16 protein-coding genes and 1 pseudogene are annotated in these 20,445 nt (G+C 71.0%); 13 read left to right on the forward strand and 4 right to left on the reverse strand.

Going from position 1 to position 20,445, the window contains the following annotated elements:
• Positions 1–415: 415 nt before the first annotated feature.
• The 3 genes and pseudogenes from AHOG_RS30455 to AHOG_RS07630 form a co-directional block, all read left to right on the forward strand.
• Positions 416–757 (forward strand): annotated as a pseudogene (locus tag AHOG_RS30455) (acyl-CoA thioesterase/BAAT N-terminal domain-containing protein); the annotation flags it as partial.
• Positions 758–1,187: 430 nt separating this feature from the next.
• Positions 1,188–1,637, forward strand: coding sequence for an acyl-CoA thioester hydrolase/BAAT C-terminal domain-containing protein (locus tag AHOG_RS07620; RefSeq protein ID WP_157736703.1), 450 nt, complete (start codon positions 1,188–1,190; stop codon positions 1,635–1,637).
• A 395-nt stretch (positions 1,638–2,032) separates the two neighbouring features.
• Positions 2,033–2,638: an RBBP9/YdeN family alpha/beta hydrolase gene (locus tag AHOG_RS07630; RefSeq protein ID WP_093940716.1), complete on the forward strand. Its 606-nt coding sequence runs from the start codon at positions 2,033–2,035 to the stop codon at positions 2,636–2,638.
• A gap of 138 nt (positions 2,639–2,776) precedes the next feature.
• Here AHOG_RS07630 and AHOG_RS07635 read toward each other — a convergent pair whose 3' ends face one another.
• Positions 2,777–3,685, reverse strand: coding sequence for an alpha/beta hydrolase (locus tag AHOG_RS07635; protein WP_093940717.1), 909 nt, complete (start codon positions 3,683–3,685; stop codon positions 2,777–2,779).
• Positions 3,686–3,846: 161 nt separating this feature from the next.
• Positions 3,847–4,695, reverse strand: coding sequence for a formate dehydrogenase accessory sulfurtransferase FdhD (gene fdhD / locus AHOG_RS07640; RefSeq protein WP_093944257.1), 849 nt, complete (start codon positions 4,693–4,695; stop codon positions 3,847–3,849).
• 436 nt (positions 4,696–5,131) lie between these two features.
• Here fdhD and AHOG_RS07645 point away from each other — a divergent pair, with 436 nt between their 5' ends.
• Positions 5,132–6,511: an OFA family MFS transporter gene (locus AHOG_RS07645; protein ID WP_093944258.1), complete on the forward strand. Its 1,380-nt coding sequence runs from the start codon at positions 5,132–5,134 to the stop codon at positions 6,509–6,511.
• Entirely contained in the window at positions 6,508–6,669 is a 162-nt protein-coding gene (locus AHOG_RS28400; protein WP_157736704.1) for an MFS transporter small subunit, read from the forward strand. Before AHOG_RS07645 ends, AHOG_RS28400 begins: the two co-directional genes overlap by 4 nt.
• A gap of 104 nt (positions 6,670–6,773) precedes the next feature.
• Here AHOG_RS28400 and AHOG_RS07650 read toward each other — a convergent pair whose 3' ends face one another.
• Positions 6,774–9,089 (reverse strand): FdhF/YdeP family oxidoreductase, encoded by a 2,316-nt coding sequence (locus tag AHOG_RS07650; protein ID WP_093940718.1) that lies wholly within the window; start codon positions 9,087–9,089, stop codon positions 6,774–6,776.
• Between the two features lie 178 nt (positions 9,090–9,267).
• Positions 9,268–10,236: a hypothetical protein gene (locus AHOG_RS07655; RefSeq protein WP_093940719.1), complete on the reverse strand. Its 969-nt coding sequence runs from the start codon at positions 10,234–10,236 to the stop codon at positions 9,268–9,270.
• A gap of 185 nt (positions 10,237–10,421) precedes the next feature.
• Here AHOG_RS07655 and AHOG_RS07660 point away from each other — a divergent pair, with 185 nt between their 5' ends.
• The 8 genes from AHOG_RS07660 (at position 10,422) to AHOG_RS07695 (ending at position 20,444) form a co-directional block, all read left to right on the forward strand.
• On the forward strand, positions 10,422–13,073 hold the full coding sequence (locus AHOG_RS07660; RefSeq protein ID WP_093940720.1) for a valine--tRNA ligase: 2,652 nt from the start codon (positions 10,422–10,424) through the stop codon (positions 13,071–13,073).
• A complete protein-coding gene (gene folC / locus AHOG_RS07665; protein WP_093940721.1) occupies positions 13,070–14,437 on the forward strand; it encodes a bifunctional tetrahydrofolate synthase/dihydrofolate synthase in 1,368 nt (455 codons plus the stop codon). Before AHOG_RS07660 ends, folC begins: the two co-directional genes overlap by 4 nt.
• Positions 14,434–14,994 carry a DUF4233 domain-containing protein gene (locus tag AHOG_RS07670; RefSeq protein ID WP_245856614.1) on the forward strand — a complete coding sequence of 187 codons (561 nt, stop codon included), beginning with the start codon at positions 14,434–14,436 and terminating at the stop codon, positions 14,992–14,994. Before folC ends, AHOG_RS07670 begins: the two co-directional genes overlap by 4 nt.
• A gap of 109 nt (positions 14,995–15,103) precedes the next feature.
• The gene (gene ndk, locus AHOG_RS07675) at positions 15,104–15,514 is read left to right on the forward strand and encodes a nucleoside-diphosphate kinase (protein ID WP_093940722.1); all 411 of its coding nucleotides are present in this window, start codon (positions 15,104–15,106) and stop codon (positions 15,512–15,514) included.
• A gap of 237 nt (positions 15,515–15,751) precedes the next feature.
• Entirely contained in the window at positions 15,752–16,684 is a 933-nt protein-coding gene (locus AHOG_RS07680) for an ABC transporter ATP-binding protein (protein WP_245856615.1), read from the forward strand.
• A 2-nt stretch (positions 16,685–16,686) separates the two neighbouring features.
• On the forward strand, positions 16,687–17,520 hold the full coding sequence (locus AHOG_RS07685) for an ABC transporter permease (RefSeq protein ID WP_093940724.1): 834 nt from the start codon (positions 16,687–16,689) through the stop codon (positions 17,518–17,520).
• Position 17,521: 1 nt separating this feature from the next.
• Positions 17,522–18,376, forward strand: coding sequence for an ABC transporter permease (locus tag AHOG_RS07690; RefSeq protein ID WP_093940725.1), 855 nt, complete (start codon positions 17,522–17,524; stop codon positions 18,374–18,376).
• Between the two features lie 100 nt (positions 18,377–18,476).
• Positions 18,477–20,444, forward strand: coding sequence for a TIGR03960 family B12-binding radical SAM protein (locus tag AHOG_RS07695; RefSeq protein WP_093940726.1), 1,968 nt, complete (start codon positions 18,477–18,479; stop codon positions 20,442–20,444).
• Position 20,445 lies beyond the last annotated feature (1 nt).

Consider the following 20,445-nt stretch of genomic DNA (forward strand, 5'->3'; position numbering starts at 1 on the left):
CGCCCGTCGGCTGCGGCTCGTGTCTGCCCGGCTCGGCCGGGGTGGTCGCTTCCCGGCCAGGTCGGGGTGGTCGCCCGGCCGTTGATCTCGAAGCATGCGACATGCCGACCCGGTCGAATCATGGCAGGCTTCCCGACGACGCGACGTCGTGCCGTCGGATGTCGCGTGCGGCAGCACGGGCGCGCCTGCGGAGCCGCGCCTGCGGAGCACCGCCCGAATGGATCGGAGCAGGGCGGTTCATCCGGCGTGAGCGGTCGACGAGTCTCCTGGCGCCGTGCCCAGATCGGCGCGTCGGCGTCGGCGTCGTCTCGCCGAGGCGTCGCCCGTCGCCCCGCCGGGCGCTCCGGGTCTCGAGCCGACGGCGCGAGGAGGTCGGTGGAGGTCGATGGAGCTGGAGATCGATCCGCTCGACGGCATGGCGGACCGGCCGCCGGTGGTCCGAGTACGGGCCTCTTCGCATGTCGGGGTCAAGCTGGAGCTGCGGATGACCGACGCGGCGGGCCACGCCTGGACCTCGCTGAACACCTATGGCGCCGACGCTTCCGGGCTTGTCGACCTCGCCACGCACGAGCCGCTGGTCGGCACGTATGAGGGCGCCGATCCTGCCGGGCCGTGGTGGTCGATGCGCTTCGCCGCGCCTGGCCGGGCGCCCGTCGACTTCAGCGCGGCCCCGGACTCGCTCACCTGTCAGATCACCGCGCAGGCGGTGGGTGAGACGGCGGTGGCGACGGTGGTGCGGCGCTGGGCCGCCGAGGGAGTGGAACGCCAGGATCACGACGTGCCGGGCAACACGATCACCGTCTTCACCCCGGTGGGGGCCGAGCGGGGTGCAGGCATCCTCGTGGTGCCGGGTTTCACCGGCGGCGCCGCCGTGCTGCCGAGAGCGGCGCTGCTGGCCTCACACGGCTACGTGACGGCGGTCGTGGACTACCTCGGTGACGATCGGGCGCAGCCGGGGTTCACCGAGGTGCCGATCGAGACGATCGCCGACGCGCTCGCCAGGCTGGCCGCGCATCCGAGGGTGGCCGCCGATCGTATCGGCGTGTTCGCCTCCTCGGTCGGCTGTGTGGGAGCCCTGGCCGCGCTGGCATACCTCGACCCGCATCCGGTTCGCGCCGTGGCGCTGGTGTCGCCCAGTTCTGTCGTCTGGCAGGCTGCCGCGGCGGACGGGCCGCCCGCTTCCCTGGGTGCGGGTGCGGGCGGGGCGGCTGCTCCCCGAGATGCTCGGCCAGGCGATCCGGCATCGCGTCACCCGCCATCCGCGTCCGACGGCGTTGCATCTGCGCTCGTCCTATGCCGCCGGGCTGCGCAGCCTCGCCGAGGTGGAGCGGGCGGCGATCCCGGTGGAGCGCGTCGACGCTCCGCTGCTCCTGCTCTGTGGCGCCGACGATCAGCTCTGGCCCGCCGGCGAGATGGCGCGGACGATGGTGGAGCGACGCGGCACGCACAGTGTCGGCCACGAGGACGAGACTCGGACGTTCGCCGACGCGGGACACTTCCTTCGCCCGCCGTTGGTGCCGACCACCGCGGCATGGAGCGAGACCCTGATGGCGGGCGGTTCGGCCAGAGGGATCGCGCTTGCTCAGCAGGAGTCCTGGGACGCGGTGCTGGCCTTCTTCGCGCGCAGGCTGGGCTGAACGGGCCGAGGTGCGGGCCGGCTCGTCCGAGGTCCGTGCGAGGAGGCCGGCCGGGATGGGCTGTGACGGTGCCGCCGGTCCGGTGGCGGCCGCGTGGCTCGACCGCGTGGCGCTGCGGCGCGGACGGTCGTGTCGCCCGCCGCCGTCGACGCCTCGAGCCCGCCGCCGTCGCGCGGCGCCCGACCCGGTGTCGGCGCGGGACCGCGCCGGCTGTTCGATCACGGCGACGAGCGGTGGCCTCTGGGACCGGGAAGAGTTCGATCGGACCGTCGGCGACGAGGTGTGTCGACCGGGCCGGGCTCGGGCGGACCCGGCGGGCGACGTGCTCTCGGAGGCCGACGCGCGAGAGTCCGCCGTGACGGCGGGCCGGATGAGCGGTTGAGACGGAGGCGGAGATGGCGAACCGACTGGTGCTTCTGCTGCACGGCTGGCGTACTCCTCCGCCGGACCACTGGCAGCTGTGGCTGGCTCCCCGCGCCTACGAGCGTGGTTGGGAGGTCGACTTTCCGCGTCTGCCCGAGGCGGACACGCCGACGCTGTCCCGGTGGCTGCCGGTGGTGCAGGCGCGGGTGGCCCGCGTTCCGCGTGCCGCGGAGCTGGTGGTGCTCGCGCACTGTTGCGGGGCGCTCACCTGGATGCATCACGCCGCCGTGCTGGGCGGGCGGGACAGACGTGTGGACCGGGTGCTGTTGGTCGCGCCGCCGGGTCGCCGCTGGCGGCACCCCGACCTGAGCGGGATGCCGTACCCGCCCCTGGACGGGTGGAGCCTGCGACGCGCCGCCGGGGTCACACGCCTGGTCGCCGGGGTCGACGACCCGTGGGGCGGCGTCGCCGAGACGACCAGCCTGGGACGCGCGTTGGGGGTGGAGGTCGACGTGGTGCCGGAGGGCAGGCATCTGGACCCCGAGGCCGGTTTCGGGCCGTGGCCGCAGGTGCTGGACTGGCTGATCGATCCGGCGGCGGCGGATCTGAACACCGCCCGCCGGAGCACACCGCGCTGAACGTCTCGCGACGAGGATGGCGACGAGATCCGGCGGACGGGTGGGGACGTCTTCCGCGCCTCGGCCCGACCACCGAGGCGGGATTCCCGGCGCGGGGCGAGCACCCGGCGGTGCGGCAGCCGGGCGCAGGGACCCCTCTCAGCGGAGGCGGCTCGCGACGAAGGCGAGTGCGGGCGGGACGGAGGCGTCGAAGAAGGCGCGGGTGTGGCCGCCGGGGGACAGCTCCGCGACCTCCGGCCGAGCCTGCTCGATGAACTGGCGGGCGCCCTCGATGAAGGCGTCCTCGGTGCCGCACCAGATGCCCACCGGGACGTCGCCGAGGGCGGGGATGTTGCGCAGCGGGTCCATGCTCGCCCAGTCGGCCTCGTCATGGAAGGCGTTGCGCTTGCTCATCTCCTCCCAGGTGAGGATCAACGCAGGCGCGATGGCGCCGACCGCACGCAGCGGCCTGCCCTGTTCACGGCGACGACGTGCGTACAGCAGTGCTCCGAAGCCGCCCATCGAGGTGCCCACCGCGGCTTCGGGCATGCCCAGTCCGCGTGCCGCCGCCCAGACGGGGACCTCGCGCAGCAGCATTCCCATCGAGTCGTCACCCTTGGTGTGCTCGTGCCAGTAGTCGTCGCCGCCGTCCACGGCCAGCACGGCGAACGGGGTGGCACCCTCCGAGACGAGGGTGTCCAGGGTGTCGGGCATCGGTGCGGCGGTGACCTCCTCGGAATTGCCCGTCCTGCCGTGCAGCATCAGGCAGACCGGGAGCCTGCGGCCGTAGGAGCCGGCGGGGACGAGGGTGACCAGGCCGACGTTCCGGCCACGTGCCTCCGACCACACCTGTTCCCGTCGGATCACCGCGCGAGACGTGCCCCCGCTGAGCAGCTCACCGAGTGACATGCCGCCGGTGAGGCCGGTGGCATGGTGCGCGGTGCCCTGCGTCAACGCGGTGCCGGCGGCCGCCGCGACCGCCCCCAGACCCGCCAGGCCTGCGGCCATGGTCAGGAAACGGCGTCTTCCCGGATCGCGCGCCGAGTCGACGATGGGATCAGGTGCCATGGAAGGGCCTCCTCGACGTCTGGACCTGAAAGCGGTTCAGACCCACCGTCGTCGAGCCGTGTCGGGTCGGCCACCGCTGCTCCCGCTCGGGCGAGTGACGTCAGAGGGAATTCACCTGGAGGAGGGCGTGGCGGGCGGCTTCGTGCGGGCGGGCGCGGTCGTCAGGCGTGCTCCGCCGTCTCGGCCTCGGTCGACACCCGTTCCTGACCGGTGTAGACGTTCATCGAGTCGCCTCGCAGGAAGCCGATCAACGTCATGCCCTGTTCCTCGGCGAGGTCGACCGCCAGGGAGGAGGGCGCGGACACGGCGGCGAGTATCGGTAATCCCGCCATCGCCGCCTTCTGCACGAGTTCGAACGATGCTCGACCCGACACCATGAGTACACAGCCCGTGAGCGGCACGCGATCCTGGAGCAGGGCCCAGCCCAGCACCTTGTCCACGGCATTGTGCCTGCCGACGTCCTCCCGAGCGGCGAGCAGCGTGCCGTCCCGGGTGAAGAGTCCGGCGGCGTGCAGACCGCCGGTGGCGTCGAAGACCCGTTGCGCCTCGCGCAGCGCGAGTGGCAGCCGGGTCAGGGTCTCGACGGAGATCCGTCCTTCGTCGGCCGCCGGGGGAAACCGGGTGCTCAGCCGCACCGCGTCGAGCGCGGCCTTGCCGCAGACGCCGCAGGAGGAAGTGGTGTAGAAGTTCCGCTCGACCCCCGTCTCCGGGGGCGCCACTCCGTCGGCGAGTGCGATGTCCAGGACGTTGTAGGTGTTGCGACCCTCGTCGTCCACGCCGTCGCAGTAGCGTGCGATGGAGACGTCCCGGCGGCCGGCGATGACGCCCTCGGTGAGCAGGAAGCCGTGGGCCAGCTCGACGTCGTTGCCGGGGGTGCGCATCGTCACGGCGATCGGACGGCCGTTCACCCGCGTCTCCAGCGGCTCCTCGGCCGCCAACGAGTCCGGTCGGGTGCGGGCACCCGCCGGGGTGACCCGGAGCACCTTCCTGCGCACCGTCACTCGTCCCATCCGCGTGCCTCCGGTCGTCGTCTGCTCGGGCACGTCACCGGGCCCGGATCGACGGTACTCCGCGCCGCCGGACTCGGGTCGGCGCCGTCGGCTCCGGCCGGGCGCGGCTCGCGGCGCGGGCCGCGCGAGTCTCGGCCCATTCGCATGGCCCTCGAAAGGACCCTCTTCGGCGCGCTCGGTGTCGATCATGTGGTCTCGGAACGGGTCGCAGCGTGTCGTTCGCGCTGATCTGCGGGTGTCGTCGGTCGGGGTCGGCCCGCTCTCGACATCGCCATGTAGCTGGTAGAGGAGCGCCTTGGGACATCGACCCGATGCCGCCGCGAAGTCTCGCCGGCCGCCGCGAATGAATCCAGTGGCGGAGATGCTCGTCACGACGACTCACCCGAGGTAGCGTCCGTTCACCCGTTCCGGTGTCTGTCGCGTGCTAGGAGTGGCGATGTCTTCAGGTCTGCTCGATCGCTCGAGGATCGTCGCGTCGCCCGGCTGGAGCCGCTGGCTCGTGCCGCCGGCGGCGTTATCCGTACACCTGGCCATCGGACAGGCCTACGCATGGAGTGTGTTCAAACCCCCGCTGGAATCCGCGATGGGCCTCTCGGGCACTCAGAGCGCGCTGCCGTTTCAGCTGGGCATCGTCATGCTCGGGCTCTCCGCGGCCTTCGGTGGCACCCTCGTCGAGCGCAACGGCCCCCGATGGGCGATGTTCGTCTCGCTGGTCTGCTTCTCCACCGGCTTCCTCGTCGCCGCGCTGGGCGTGGTGACCGGACAGTTCTGGCTCGTCGTGCTCGGGTACGGAGGCATCGGCGGGATCGGCCTGGGCATCGGCTACATCTCGCCGGTGTCCACGCTCATCAAGTGGTTCCCCGACCGACCGGGCATGGCCACCGGCATCGCCATCATGGGCTTCGGCGGCGGTGCGTTGATCGCCGCGCCGTGGTCGTCGTGGATGCTCGGCAGCTTCGGCGTCGACTCGGCGGGCATCGCCACGACGCTCGCGGTCCACGGCGTCGCCTACGCCGCCTTCATGTCCCTGGGTGTGCTGTTGATCCGGGTTCCGGCAGCCGACTGGCGGCCGCCGAGCCCGCCCCGGGCCCCCGCCGCGGCACGACGGATGATCACCACCGCGAACGTCTCGGCTCGTAACGCGGTGCGCACACCCCAGTTCTGGTGTCTCTGGATCGTGTTGTGTCTCAACGTGACGGCGGGCATCGGCATCCTTGAGAAGGCGGCTCCGATGATCGTCGACTTCTTCGCCGACACCGCGACACCGGTCGCGGCGGGCGCCGCGGCGGGCTTCGTCGCACTGCTGTCCCTCACCAACATGGCAGGCCGCTTCATCTGGTCCTCGACCTCCGACGTGATCGGCCGCAAGAACGTCTACCGCGTGTACCTCGGCGCGGGCGCCCTGCTCTACCTGGTGATCGCCCTGGCGGGCAGTCTCTCCACCCCGGTCTTCGTGCTCGCCGCGATGGGCATCCTGTCCTTCTACGGCGGGGGTTTCGCGACCGTCCCGGCCTACCTCAAGGATCTGTTCGGCACCTACCAGGTCGGGGCGATCCACGGCCGCCTCCTGACGGCCTGGTCGGCGGCGGGCGTGCTGGGGCCGCTGATCGTCAACGCGGTCGCCGACTCACAGGAGGCGGCGGGTCGTACCGGAGCGGACCTCTACACCGTGTCGCTGTTCGTCATGATCGGCCTGCTCGTGGTCGGCTTCGTCGCCAACGAGCTGATCCGTCCGGTCGACTCTCGGTACCACGAGCCCGTCGAGGCCGTATCCGGTCCGGCCGCGCCCGCCTCGGAGAAGGGAGCCGCCCGATGAGCGCCCAGGAACCGAGGAGCGCCGAGGAACCGGCCGGGGCGGCCCCCGTCCGGCGGCGGGTCGGGTTGATGACCTTCGCCTGGCTGTGGGTGGGGCTGCCCTTCGCCTACGGGCTCGCCGAGCTCGTTCGCACCGTGACACGCCTCTTCGTCGGCTGACTTCCCGGGGGAGCCGGTCGACGGCCGTGTCGGTCGGTCGCGGGGCCGACCGGCGGCGACGGGCTGCCGCCCGGCGGACGGCCGGGGGTGCGCCGCGGCGTCGCTCAGCCCGCGGGCTCGAGCCGGACGACGATCGACTTCGACGTCGGGGTGTTGGACTCCTCCGCCACCGAGTCCAGTGGGACGAGGGGATTCGCCTCCGGGTAGTAGGCCGCCGCGCACCCGCGTGCCGTCGGATACGCCACGATCCGGAATCCCGCCGCGCGACGCTCCTCCACCCGCGTGCCCACCGGCCACTCGCTGATCACGTCGACCAGCTGACCGTCCACCACGCCGAGCCGCTCGCAGTCCGCCGGATTGACGAAGACCACTCGCCGGGCGTTCTTGACGCCACGATAACGGTCGTCGAGTCCGTAGATCGTGGTGTTGTACTGGTCGTGGCTGCGCAACGTCTGAAGGAGCAGTCTGCCCTCCGGCACCCGCAGCACCTCCAGCCGGTTCGCCGTGAAGTTCGCCCGCCCCGTCGCCGTCGGGAACGACCGCGAGTCGCGGGGCGGATTCGGCAGGACGAACCCGTCGGGCGCCCGCACCCTCGTGTTGTAGTCCTCGCAGCCGGGGACGACCCTGGCGATCCGGTCGCGGATCGCGTCGTAGTCCCGCTCGAAGTCCTCCCATGGGATCGGATGCTCGGCACCCAGGACGGCGCGTGCCAGCCTCGCCACGATCGACACCTCGGAGTGCAGGGTCTCGCTCGCAGGTTCCAGCCTGCCCCGAGAGGCGTGCACGGCCGACATCGAGTCCTCGACGGTGACGAACTGTTCCCCGGTGTGCTGGACGTCGCGTTCCGTTCGGCCCAGTGTCGGCAGGATGAGCGCCGTCCGTCCGTGCACCACGTGTGAGCGGTTGAGCTTCGTGGACACCTGCACCGTCAACGCACACGAGCGCAACGCGGCCTCGGTCACCTCGGTGTCCGGGCTCGCGGAGACGAAGTTTCCGCCGAGCGCGAAGAACACCAGACCGCGGTCGTCGGCCGTCCTGCCCCGCATCGCCTGCAGCGCGGCGACCGTGTCGAAACCGTGCTCGCGAGGCATCGGCAGCTCGAACTCGCGCTCCAGCGCGTCGAGGAAGGCCTCGGGGGGCTTCTCCCAGATCCCCATGGTCCGGTCGCCCTGCACGTTGGAATGGCCTCGAACGGGGCACACGCCCGCTCCCGGGCGGCCGATCATGCCCCGCAGCAGCAGCACGTTGACCATCTCGCGGATCGTCGCGACCGAGTGCCGGTGCTGGGTGATGCCCATCGCCCAGCAGACGATCGTCCGCTTCGAGGCGATGAGCATCCTGGCCACCGTCTCGATCTGGCTCCTGGCCAGCCCCGTCGCCTCCTCCACCTGAGCCCAGTCCAGGGCGTGCACGTGGGCGGCGTACTCGGCGAAGCCGTGGCTGTGCTCCCGGATGAAGTCGCCGTCCAGCACCGTGCCGGGCGCCTCCTCCTCCGCCGCGAGCAGCAGATGGCCGAGTGCCTGGAAGAGGGCGAGGTCGCCGCCGAGCCGGATCTGGCAGAACTCGTCGGTGAGGTCGGTGCCCCTGCCGAGCACGCCGCGCACCTTCTGCGGATTCTTGAAGCGGAGCAGCCCGGCCTCCGGCAGCGGGTTCACCGCGACGATCTTCGCGCCGTTGCCCTTGGCCTTCTCCAACGCCGAGAGCATCCGAGGGTGATTCGTGCCGGGGTTCTGTCCGACGACGAGCAGCAGGTCCGCGTGATGGACGTCGTCGAGGCTGACCGTGCCCTTGCCGATGCCCAGCGTCTGGTTCAGCGCCGAGCCCGAGGACTCATGACACATGTTCGAGCAGTCCGGCAGGTTGTTCGTGCCGAAGGACCGCACGAACAGCTGGTACAGGAAGGCGGCCTCGTTGCTCGTGCGGCCGGAGGTGTAGAACACCGCCTGATCCGGCGAGTCCAGCTCGCCGAGTTCGGCCGCGATCAGCTCGAACGATTCCGCCCAGGAGATGGGCTCGTAGTGTGTCGCACCCGGCCTCAGCACCATCGGGTGTGTCAGCCTGCCTTGACTGCCCAGCCAGTAGTCGGTGCGCTCGGAGAGTTCGGCGACGGAGTGCTCGGCGAAGAACGTCTCGTCGACACGCCTGCGGGTCGCCTCCTCCGCGACGGCCTTCGCTCCGTTCTCACAGAATTCGGCGACGCTGCGATGGCCCTGGCCCTCCGGCCAGGCGCAGCCCGGACAGTCGAAGCCCTTGCGTTGATTGAGCAGCCGCAGCGTCTTGACGGTGCGCCCCGCACCCATCTGCTCCATGCCCCTGCCCAGTGAGACCAGCACGCCGGGGATGCCCGCCGCCCACTCCTTCGGCGTGGAGACGGCCAGCTCCGATTCGTCGATGTCCTGCCGAGGCGCCTCGCGAGTCATCCTCACATCCTGCGACAAGCAGGACAGGAGAGCCAGAGGTCTCGGCGTCCGTCTCGCCACAGCCGTGCGCGGTGCGGTGCGGCGGCGAACGGACGACCCCAGGGCCGTCAGCCGCGCGCTCCTCCGAAGGAGACGGGTCGACCGGGCCCGGCACCCGCGTCGCCGACGAGGCGTCGCGTCAGCAGTTGCCCTCCGTGGGCATCGGCCGAGTGGCGTCGAACATGCCCTGGATCTCAGCCTCGTCGGGCATCGCGTCCACCTCCTGGTCCGTCTCCGCGAAGGCAGGAGCCAGGAAGCCGCGGTCGGCCAGGTCACAGGCCATCCCGTAGCTGAAGCTCACCAGTTCCTCGGCCCACAGCCCGTGGGAGCTGTCCGCCCACTCCTGCCCGGTGACATAGGAGAAGTCCTGCTCGATGCGATGGAAGACCACCAGGTCGGTGTTGGAGAGGCCGGGAAGGTCCTCGACGTCCGCGGGAGGCTCGAAGGCGTAGGCGAACAGGTAGTTCGTGCGCACCAGGATCTCGCCGTCCTCGTCGAGCTCCACCGTCATCTCGCCCTCCACCCTGGGCGGCACCGGGAGAAGCGCGTCGTCCTCGCCGATCCGGGTGATCCACAGTCCCGTCTCGACGTCGTCCTCGGCGAAGGCCTCCCGCAGGCCTGCCTGGAGATCGGGGGCCAGCAACGAGAGATAGCCCTCCGGGTCGTGCTCCGTCAACGAACGGGGGTCCAGCCGGGCGGCGATCACCGCCTCCCGGACCGCCTCCACCGCCGTGGCCACCTCCTCGGCGTCGTGATCCCCGACGGGCACGGCCTCGGCCTCCACGATTCCCGCCGCACCCTCCGCCCACCCTGCCGCGGCCGTGCGCTCATAAGGTCTGTCCAGGTCGACCCGTTGGGCCGGTCGTCTCGAGGGCGTCGGCGGCGCGGACGGGGCCGAGGACGCGGCCGTCTCGTCCCGCTCCGCCGCGGTGGCGGCACGGATGTCGTCGGGGTCCTCGGCGTTCATCGCGTCCAGGGCCGTCGGGCCGAACAACACGCCCCCGAGCACCGCACCGGCGGCGACCGCCAGTGCGGCGACGATCCGCAGGCCTCGTCTCCCGCGACCCGACGGCCTGCCCTGCGTGCCCCTGTCCGGCTGCTCGATCACGGTTCCCCCTTAGAGAAGATCAAGCGAATGTCCGCAAGATAACAGTCCGGGCGGACGTTCTTGATCTTCAAGGGCGGAGCCGGAACGGTCGCTCCGTCACCGAGGAGGCCCACGCGCCGCGGGCGCCCGGCCCGACGCGGAGGACCGCCTCAGCAGGCTCGACTGCGCTCCGTAGACTTTTTCGGGTGACACAGACCGATGCCCGCCCGCCGGAGACGACCCTGCCCGCGAAGTGGAACCCCTCCGAGGCGGAGCCTCGACTCTATGAGGAGTGGGTCGAGCGCGGTTACTTCACGGCGGACCCCCACAGCGAGCGGCCGCCCTTCTCGATCGTGATCCCGCCGCCCAACGTGACCGGCAGCCTCCACCTCGGGCACGCCTTCGAGCACACCCTGATGGACGTCCTGACCCGCAGACGCCGGATGCAGGGCCACGAGGCGCTCTGGCTGCCCGGCATGGACCACGCCAGCATCGCCGTCCACGCCCTGGTGGAGAAGCAGCTTCTCGCGGAGGGCGCCAGCCGACGTGAGCTGGGCCGCGAGGCCTTCGTCGAACGGGTCTGGGAGTGGAAGGAGCGCCACGGCGGCGCCATCCTGGGGCAGATGCGCAGGCTCGGCGACGGGGTCGACTGGAGCCGCGAGCGGTTCACCATGGACCAGGGCCTCAGCAGAGCGGTCCAGACGATCTTCAAGCGGCTGTACGACGAGGGGCTCGTCTACCGCGCCGAACGCCTCGTCAACTGGTCTCCGGAGCTGCGGTCGGTGCTCTCCGACGTCGAGGTCGAGCACAAGGAGGTCGACGGGGAGCTCGTCTCCATGCGCTACGGCGACGGCGACGCCGCCATCGTGGTCGCCACGACCAGGGTCGAGACGATGCTCGGCGACACCGCCGTGGCCGTGCACCCCGACGACGAGCGATACCGGCATCTGATCGGCACGCTCATCACCCTGCCCCTCACCGGCAGGCGCATCCCGATCATCGCCGACGCGCACGTCGACCCCGAGTTCGGCACCGGAGCGGTGAAGGTCACCCCCGCCCACGATCCGAACGACTTCGAGATCGGCCGGCGCCACGACCTGCCGATGATCTCGGTGATGGACGAGCAGGGCCGGATCACCGGAACCGGCACCGAGTTCGACGGCATGGACCGCTTCGAGGCCCGCAAGGCCGTGCGCGAGGCGTTGCGCGAGGCGGGCCGCATCGTGGCGGAGCAGCGGCCCTACCGGCACAGCGTCGGCCACAGCTCCCGCTCCAAGGAGCCGATCGAGCCCCGGCTCTCGCTCCAGTGGTTCGTGAAGGTGGAGCCGCTCGCGAAGGCGGCGGGCGACGCCGTGCGCTCCGGCGAGGTGGCCGTGCACCCGCCGGAGATGGCCAAGCGCTACTTCGACTGGGTCGACGACATGCACGACTGGTGCATCTCCCGACAGCTCTGGTGGGGACACCGCATCCCCGTCTGGTACGGCCCGGACGGCGAGACCGTCTGCGTCGGCCCGGACGAGGAGCCGCCGAGCGGACCCGGCTGGCACCAGGACGAGGACGTCCTCGACACCTGGTTCTCCTCGGGTCTGTGGCCCTTCTCCACGATGGGCTGGCCGGAGGAGACGCCGGAACTCGACCGCTTCTATCCGACGTCGGTGCTGGTCACCGGCTACGACATCCTGTTCTTCTGGGTCGTGCGGATGATGATGCTCGGCCTTTACGCCATGGAAGGGACACCGCCGTTCCGCACCATCGTGCTGCACGGCATGGTGCGTGATCAGCACGGCAGGAAGATGTCGAAGTCCGCGGGCAACACGGTGGACCCGCTCGACTGGCTGGAGCGGTTCGGCGCCGACGCACTGCGCTTCACCCTCGCCAGGGGCGCCAACCCCGGCGTCGACGTCCCCGTCAGCGAAGAGTGGGTCGGCGCGTCGCGGAACTTCGGCACGAAGTTGTGGAACGCCACTCGCTATGCCCTGCTCAACGGGGCGACGGTGGCCCGACCGGTGCCGCCGCGCGAGCAGCTGACCGACGTCGACCGCTGGATCCTGGACTCGGTGGACCGGCTGGTCGGCGAGGTGGACAACCGGCTGGAGGACTTCCAGTTCGCGAAGTCCACCGAGTCGCTCTACCACTTCACCTGGGACGAGTTCTGCGACTGGTACGTCGAGCTGGCGAAGGTGCAGATCGCCGAGGGCGGCGAACGAGCCGAGGCGACTCGGGCGGTGTTGGGACACGTCCTGGACGTCCTGCTGCGGCTGCTGCATCCGGTGATGCCGTTCGTGACCGAGGTCCTGTGGCGGGAGCTCACCGGCGGTGAGTCGCTGGTCGTCGCGGACTGGCCGGTGCACGCGGGACACGAGCCCGATGAGCGCGCCGCTCGACGGGTCGACTCCCTCAAGCGGCTGGTCACCGAGATCCGTCGCTTCCGGGCCGATCAGGGCGTCAAGCCCAGTCAGCCGGTGGTGGGGGCCGTGCGCGGCGCCTGCTGCGCGGACCTCTCCGATCACGTGCCCGCGATCCGCGCGCTGTCCCGGCTCGCCGAGCCGGGCGAGGACTACTCGGTCACCGTGTCCTTCGAGGTCGGGCTGCCGACCGGGGAGGTGCGGATCGAGCTGGACACCTCCGGTGCCGTCGACGTGGTCGCCGAACGCAAGCGGCTGGCCAAGGACCTGGCGGCCGCGGAGAAGGAGCTGACGGGCTGCGAGGCCAAACTGGGCAACCCGGCGTTCATCGGCAAGGCGCCCGCCGAGGTGGTCGCCAAGATCACCGCCCGGCGTGACGCGGCCGTGGAGGAGCGCGTCCGGTTGACCGAGCGGCTCGCGGCCCTGCCGACGACCGCGGAGGGCGACGCATGAGCAGCGCGGAGCCGGACGGCCTCCAGCCGTTGCGGGAGGTCGAGGAGGAGCTCGACACTCGCTGGCAGGAGTCGACGGTGGCGCCGTCGCTGGACCGGATCGCCGTCCTCACCGACCTCCTGGGTTCGCCCCAGCACGCCTATCCCGTCGTGCACGTCGGGGGCACCAACGGCAAGTCGTCCACCGTGCGGATGATCGACGCCCTGTTCGGGCGGATCGGACTGCGCACGGGGCGGTTCACCAGCCCGCACCTGCAGTCGGTGACCGAACGGATCGCCGTGGACGGCACGCCGATCACGCCGGACCGCTATGTCGAGGTCTATCGCGACATCGAGCCCTACGTGTCGATGGTCGACGGGCGCGGCGACATCAGGATGACGAAGTTCGAGGTGCTCGCGGGCATGGCGTTCGCGGCCTTCGCCGACGCGCCCGTCGAGGCGGCCGTGATCGAGGTCGGTCTCGGCGGCGGCTGGGACGCCACCAACGTCGTCGACGGCCGCGTCAACGTGGTGACCCCGATCGCGCTGGACCACGTCGAATACCTCGGCAGCGACATCCTGGGCATCGCCAAGGAGAAGGCGGGCATCATCAAGCCCGACTCGACGGCGGTGCTGGCCGCCCAGGCGCCCGAGGTCGCCCGGGTGCTGCTGGAACACTGCATCGAGGTGGGCGCGACCGTGGCGCGGGAGGACTCCGAGTTCGGCGTCCTGGAGCGGTCGGTCGCCGTCGGCGGTCAGCTGCTGCGCCTGCAGGGCCTCGGCGGGGTCTACGAGGACGTCTTCCTCCCGCTGCACGGCGCTCACCAGGCGCGGAACGCGGCTGTCGCCCTCGCCTCGGTGGAGGCCTTCTTCGGCGCAGGCCAGGATCGGATGCTCGACATCGAGGTCATCCGGGAGGGCTTCGCCGCGGTGCGCAGCCCGGGCCGGATCGAGCCGGTCGGGTCGGCGCCGACCGTGCTCGTCGATGCCGCGCACAACCCGCACGGCGCCGCCGCGCTGCGCGCGGCCATCGCCGCCGAGTTCGCCTTCGACCGGCTGGTCGGCGTCGTGAGCGTCCTCGGCGACAAGGACGCAGCAGGAATCCTCACCGCTCTGGAACCGGTGGTGGACCACTTCGTCATCACGCAGAACTCGTCGCCGAGGGCGCTGACCGCCGAGGCACTGGGTGAGCTGGCCGTGGACCTGTTCGGCGAGGCGAAGGTGACCGTGACCCCGGCACTGGGCGAGGCCCTGGAGACGGCCCTGCGGATGTCCGCGGAGACCGACGACCCCGACGAGCCCGCCGCGGGCCGAGGCGTGGTCGCCACCGGCTCCGTGGTGACCGCAGGCGAAGCCCGTGCCTTCTTCGGGAGGAGACCGGAATGAGCGCAGACGCGATCGGCCCCGATCCGGCAGCGACGGGGCACGGGCAGGGCGAGACCGGGAAGGCCGAGGCCGCCGTCGAGATGGACGCGGACCCGGCCGGCGGGCGGCCTTCGGTCGGCCGGGAAGGCACCGAGGACCCCGCCGCAGAGGACGTCGAACAGCCGGTCGACACGATGCCGACCCCGGCCGTGGACCCGTGGAAGGGGCTGCGCGGCGTGCTGGCGGGCGCGCTGGTGCTGGAGGCGATCGTCGTCGCCCTCGCGCTGCTGGTCGTCGGCAGGCTGGGTGGCGGTGCGGGCAGCCTCGGCTGGGTCTTCGTCCTCATCCTCGCCGTGCTGCTCCTGCTCGCAGCAGGCGTCCAGGGCAGGAGCTGGGGACTGACGGCGGCACTGAGCCTGCAGGGCCTGCTGCTGGCCGCCGGACTCGTCGAGCCGTTCCTGCTGATCCCCGGCGTGCTGTTCGCCCTGGTGTGGGCGGCGCTCGTCTGGTTCAAGACGGACGTCGCCCGCCGGATGGACGAGGGCAGGCTGCCCAGCCAGCAGCAGCCGCCGGTCTGAGGATGATCACCCGGCGAGACGTGACTAGGCTTCGCGACGAATCGGACGGCGGACCCGCCGTCACCCCGCACCGGCCGCCCGGTCGGTCGACGTCAAGGAGAGAGCGGCAGTGAGCGAGCGCACCCTGGTCCTGGTCAAGCCCGACGGCGTGGCACGCGGCCTTGTCGGCGAGGTCGTGTCCCGCATCGAGCGCAAGGGCCTGCGCCTTGCCGCGCTCGAACTGCGGGTGGTCACGCGGGATCTCGCCGAGCAGCACTACGCCGAGCACGACGGCAAGCCGTTCTTCGGATCGCTGCTCGACTTCATCACCTCCGGCCCGGTCGTGGCCCTCGTCGTCGAGGGACCGAGGGCGATTCCGGCGTTCCGGCAGCTCGCGGGCGGGACCGACCCGGTCGAGAAGGCGACCCCCGGCACGCTGCGCGGCGACTTCGCCCTGGAGACGGAGTCGAACCTGGTGCACGGCTCCGACTCCCCGGAGTCCGCCGAGCGCGAGATCAAGCTCTGGTTCCCGAACATCTGATCGCCTTCCCCGTCGACCGGCCTTGAGCACGGGGCCGGTCGACGCGGGCTCGCACCGGGTTCCACCGAGCCCGGCGCTGCTCGGGGTGCACGGCCCGTCCCGGCCGCAGCAGACGGCTCGACAGGCGACGCGCGCCCGCGCCCGAACCGTCGGAGCGGGGGACGACCGCGAACCTCGCCGATGACGGCGGTGAAAATCGATTTCCTTCGCCCGGATCGACGCATACGCTGCACCCTCGTGACGACGAACGGCTCCCTCATCCATGCCGAGGGCCTGACCAAACGGTTCGGCGACTTCGAGGCCGTCCGCGGCATCGACGTGAGCGTGCGTCCGGGAGAGGCCTTCGGCTTCCTCGGGCCCAACGGGGCGGGCAAGTCGTCGACGATGCGGATGATCGCCTGCGTCTCCCCGCGCACCGGCGGCGAGCTGCGGGTGCTCGGCATGGACCCGGCCGTCGACGGGCCGAGGATCCGGGCCCGGCTCGGTGTCGTCCCCCAGCAGGACACCCTCGACCTCGAGTTGTCGGTCCGGGAGAACCTCCACGTCTACGGCCGGTACTTCGGGCTGTCCCGCGCGGCGGTGCGGGCCAAGGCGGTGGAGCTGCTCGAATTCGCCCAGCTCACCGACCGTGCCGCCGACAAGGTCGAACCGCTGTCCGGCGGGATGAAGCGCAGGCTCACCATCGCGCGGTCGCTGGTCAACGATCCCGAGGTCCTGTTGCTGGACGAGCCGACGACAGGGCTCGATCCACAGGCCCGGCATGTGCTGTGGGACCGGCTGTTCCGACTCAAACAGGCCGGGGTCACGCTCATCCTCACCACGCACTACATGGACGAGGCGGAACAGCTCTGTGACCGCCTGGTGGTCATGGACGGCGGCCGGATCGCCGCCGAGGGCTCGCCTGCCGAACTGATCAGGGACTACAGCACCCGTGAGGTGCTGGAGCTGCGGTTTCCCCCCGGTGAGGTCGCGCGGTACGCGCCGCTGGTGGCCGACACCGCCGACCGCGTCGAGGTGCTGCCCGACCGCGTGCTGCTCTACACCGCCGACGGCGAGGCGTCGCTGGCCGCCGTCCACCGCCGCGACGTGGAGCCGCTGTCGAGCCTGGTTCGCCGCAGCACGCTGGAAGACGTCTTCCTGCGGCTGACCGGACGGACGCTGGTGGACTGACGATGACGACGCGAACCTCGACCGCGCCCGTGACCACCCGAACCTCCCCGGGGCGGGCGTCGGGCTTCCTCCCGTCGGTCCTGCTGGTCTTGGAGGGCCAGTGGGTCTGGTACCGGCTGAACTGGCGCGCCACGGTGATCTCCAGCGTGCTGCTGCCGGTGTTGTTCCTGGTGGCGATGGGCATGGGCATGGGCGCCCTCGTCGAGCCGAGCGAGGCCACCGGCGGACTGGACTACCTGGTCTACCTGGCGCCCGCCATGCTCGTGGTGGGTGCCGTGCAGACCGCGGCGATGGAGGCCACCTATCCGGTGCTCTCCGGCTTCAAATGGCAGAAGAACTTCTGGGCGGTCGCCGCCACGCCGATCACCCCGGCGCAGATCGCCTGCGGGAAGCTGCTGTGGATCATGCTGCGCCTCGCCTTCTCGGGCGCTGCCTTCCTCGTCGTCGCCGCTCTGCTCGGCGCGGTGACCAGCCTCGGCGTGCTCCTCTCCCTGGTGTTCGCGGTGCTCACCGGCATGGCGCTGGCCGCCCCGGTGGTGGCGATCGCGGCGACGATGCAGGGCGAGGGCGACGGCTTCAACGCGCTGTTCCGGTTCATCGTGCTGCCGATGATGCTGTTCGCGGGCACCTTCTACCCCGTCAGCATGCTGCCGGAGCCGCTGCAGCCGATCGCCTGGATCGCCCCGCTCTGGCACGGCACGGAGCTGGCCAGAGGCGTCGCCTTCGGCACTCTCGAACTGATGCCCGCGCTGGGACGGCTGGCCTACCTGATCGGGCTGTTCGTCCTCGGCACGGTGTTGTCCTGCCGGACGTTCCGCAAGCGGCTGGTGGTGTGAGATGGCTGTCGAACCGACGACGATCGAGCGGGACGTCCCGTCGCCGCGGCCTACGACGGGTCCACTGCTGCGGATCTTCCCACCCGGCCTGTACGCGGGCCGGGCGAGCAGGCTGGTCGAGCGGTCCCTGCTGGCGGGCCGGGGTGCCTGGCTGGCGATCCTGTCCGGCTTCTTCGAGCCGCTGTTCTATCTGCTCTCCCTCGGCGTCGCCTTCGGCGGGATGGTCGGTCAGATCAGCGGTCCCGGCGGCGTCGCCGTCGACTACGCCGCCTTCATCGCCCCGGGTCTGCTCGCCGTCTCCGCGATGAACGGCGCGGTGTACGACGCCACCTTCAACATCTTCTTCAAGCTCAGACACGCGAAGCTCTACGACGCGGTGCTGGCCACCCCGATGGGGCCGCTGGACGTCGCGCTCGCCGAGATCACCTGGGCGGTGCTGCGTGGCGGCGTCTACGCGGCGGGCTTCCTGTGCGTGATGTCGGGCATGGGCCTGATCGCCTCGCCGTGGGCACTGCTCGCGCTTCCCGCGGCCGTGCTGGTCTCCTTCGCCTTCGCCGCGGTGGGGATGGCGGCGACCACCTTCATCCGCTCGACGCAGGACTTCGACTTCGTGCAGCTGGCGATCCTGCCGATGGCGTTGTTCTCCACCACCTTCTTCCCGCTTGAGGTGTACCCGAGGGTCGCCCAGCTGCTGGTGCAGTGTCTGCCGCTCTTCCACGGTGTGGAGCTCATGCGAGCCCTGACCACCGGCGTGGTGCACTGGGGTCTGCTCGGGCACGTCGGCTACTTCCTGGTGCTGGCCGGGCTCGGCGTCGCCGTCGCCACCCGAAGGCTGGAGCGGCTGCTGCTCAAGTAGCGGTCGGCGGCACGGGCCCGGCTGGCCTCCCGAATCCGTCCGGCGGCGACTGCGTGCTGGCCGGAGGTCGGAGGACAGCCGTGCCGTTACCCTGTTCGCCGTGAGCGTCGAGTCCGTCTTCCCCCGGTTGGAACCGCTGCTGCCCCGGGTCTCCAAGCCCGTCCAGTACGTCGGCGGTGAGCTGAACGCGACCGTCAAGGACTGGGACGCGACCACTGTCCGCTGGGCCCTGATGTACCCCGACGCCTACGAGGTCGGACTTCCCAACCAGGGCGTCATGATCCTCTACGAGATCCTCAACGAGCAGCCCGACGTGCTCGCGGAGCGGACGTATGCCGTGTGGCCCGATCTGGAGGCGTTGATGCGGGAGCACGACGTCCCGCAGTTCACCGTCGACGGACACCGGCCGGTCGGCGCCTTCGACGTCCTCGGGGTCAGCTTCGCCACCGAACTGGGGTACACGAACCTGCTGACCGCCCTGGACCTCGCAGGCGTCCCGCTGCACGCCGTCGACCGCACCGAGGAGCATCCGATCGTCCTGGGTGGCGGCCACGCGGCCTTCAACCCGGAGCCGATCGCCGACTTCCTGGACGCGGCCGTCCTCGGTGACGGCGAGGAGTCCGTGCTGGAGATCACCGACCTGATCCGCCGCTGGAAGGCCGACGGCAGACCCGGCGGCCGGACGGAGCTGCTGACGAGGCTGGCCGAGACCGGGCAGGTCTACGTACCGCGGTTCTACGAGGTCGAGTACCTCGCCGACGGCGCCATCGACCGGGTGCGTCCCGTCGGCGACCGCATCCCGGCCCGCGTCGCCAAGCGCACCACCATGGACCTCGACGCCTGGCCGTATCCCAAGCAGCCGTTGGTCCCGCTGGCCGAGAGCGTGCACGAGCGGATGAGCGTCGAGATCTTCCGGGGCTGTACCCGCGGCTGCCGCTTCTGCCAGGCGGGCATGATTACCCGACCGGTTCGGGAGCGCTCCGCCGAGGGCATCGGCGCGATGGTGCAACGGGGACTGGAGGCCACCGGATTCGAGGAGGTGGGTCTGCTGTCGCTGTCGAGCGCCGACCACTCCGAGATCGCCGAGGTGACCAAGGGACTGGCCGACCGGTACGAGGGCACCAACACGGGCTTGTCGCTGCCCTCGACCAGGGTGGACGCCTTCAACGTCGACCTCGCCAACGAGCTGGCCCGCAACGGCCGCCGGTCCGGGCTGACCTTCGCCCCGGAAGGCGGCAGCGAACGCATTCGTCGGGTGATCAACAAGATGGTGTCGGAGGACGACCTGATCCGCACGGTCACCACCGCCTACGCCAACGGCTGGCGCCAGGTGAAGCTGTACTTCATGTGCGGGCTGCCCACCGAGACCGACGAGGACATCCTCCAGATCGCACGGATGGCCAAGGAGGTCATCCGCGCGGGCCGGGCGGCCTCGGGCAACAAGGACATCCGGTGCACGGTGTCGATCGGCGGCTTCGTGCCCAAGCCGCACACGCCCTTCCAGTGGGCCGCGCAGTTCGACCCCGACACGATCGACGCGCGCCTTCGGCGGCTCCGCGCCGCCGTCAACGAGGACCGCAGCCTGGGCCGCAGCATCGGCATGCGGTACCACGACGGGAAGCCGTCGCTGATCGAGGGGCTGCTGTCCCGGGGCGATCGAAGGATCGGCCGGGTCATCGAACGGGTCTGGCGCGAGGGCGGTCGGTTCGACGGCTGGACCGAGCACTTCTCCTACCGCCGCTGGCTGGACGCCTGCGCCGCCGAACTGCCCGCCTACGGCGTCGACATCGACTGGTTCACCACCCGCGAGCGGACCGAGCACGAGACGTTGCCCTGGGATCACCTCGACTCCGGATTGGAGAAGGAGTGGTTGTGGGCGGACTGGCGGGACGCGCTCGACGAGCAGGAGCAGGAGGACTGCCGCTGGACGCCCTGCTTCGACTGTGGGGTGTGTCCGGCGATGGGCACCGACATCGAGATCGGACCGAGCGGCCGGACGATGCTGCCGATCAGCCCCGTCGGTCAGGGCAGCCCGGTGCGTAATCCCTCCTTGTCCGCAGGCGGCTGAA

Source organism: Actinoalloteichus hoggarensis, assembly GCF_002234535.1.
Lineage (GTDB): Bacteria > Actinomycetota > Actinomycetes > Mycobacteriales > Pseudonocardiaceae > Actinoalloteichus_A > Actinoalloteichus_A hoggarensis.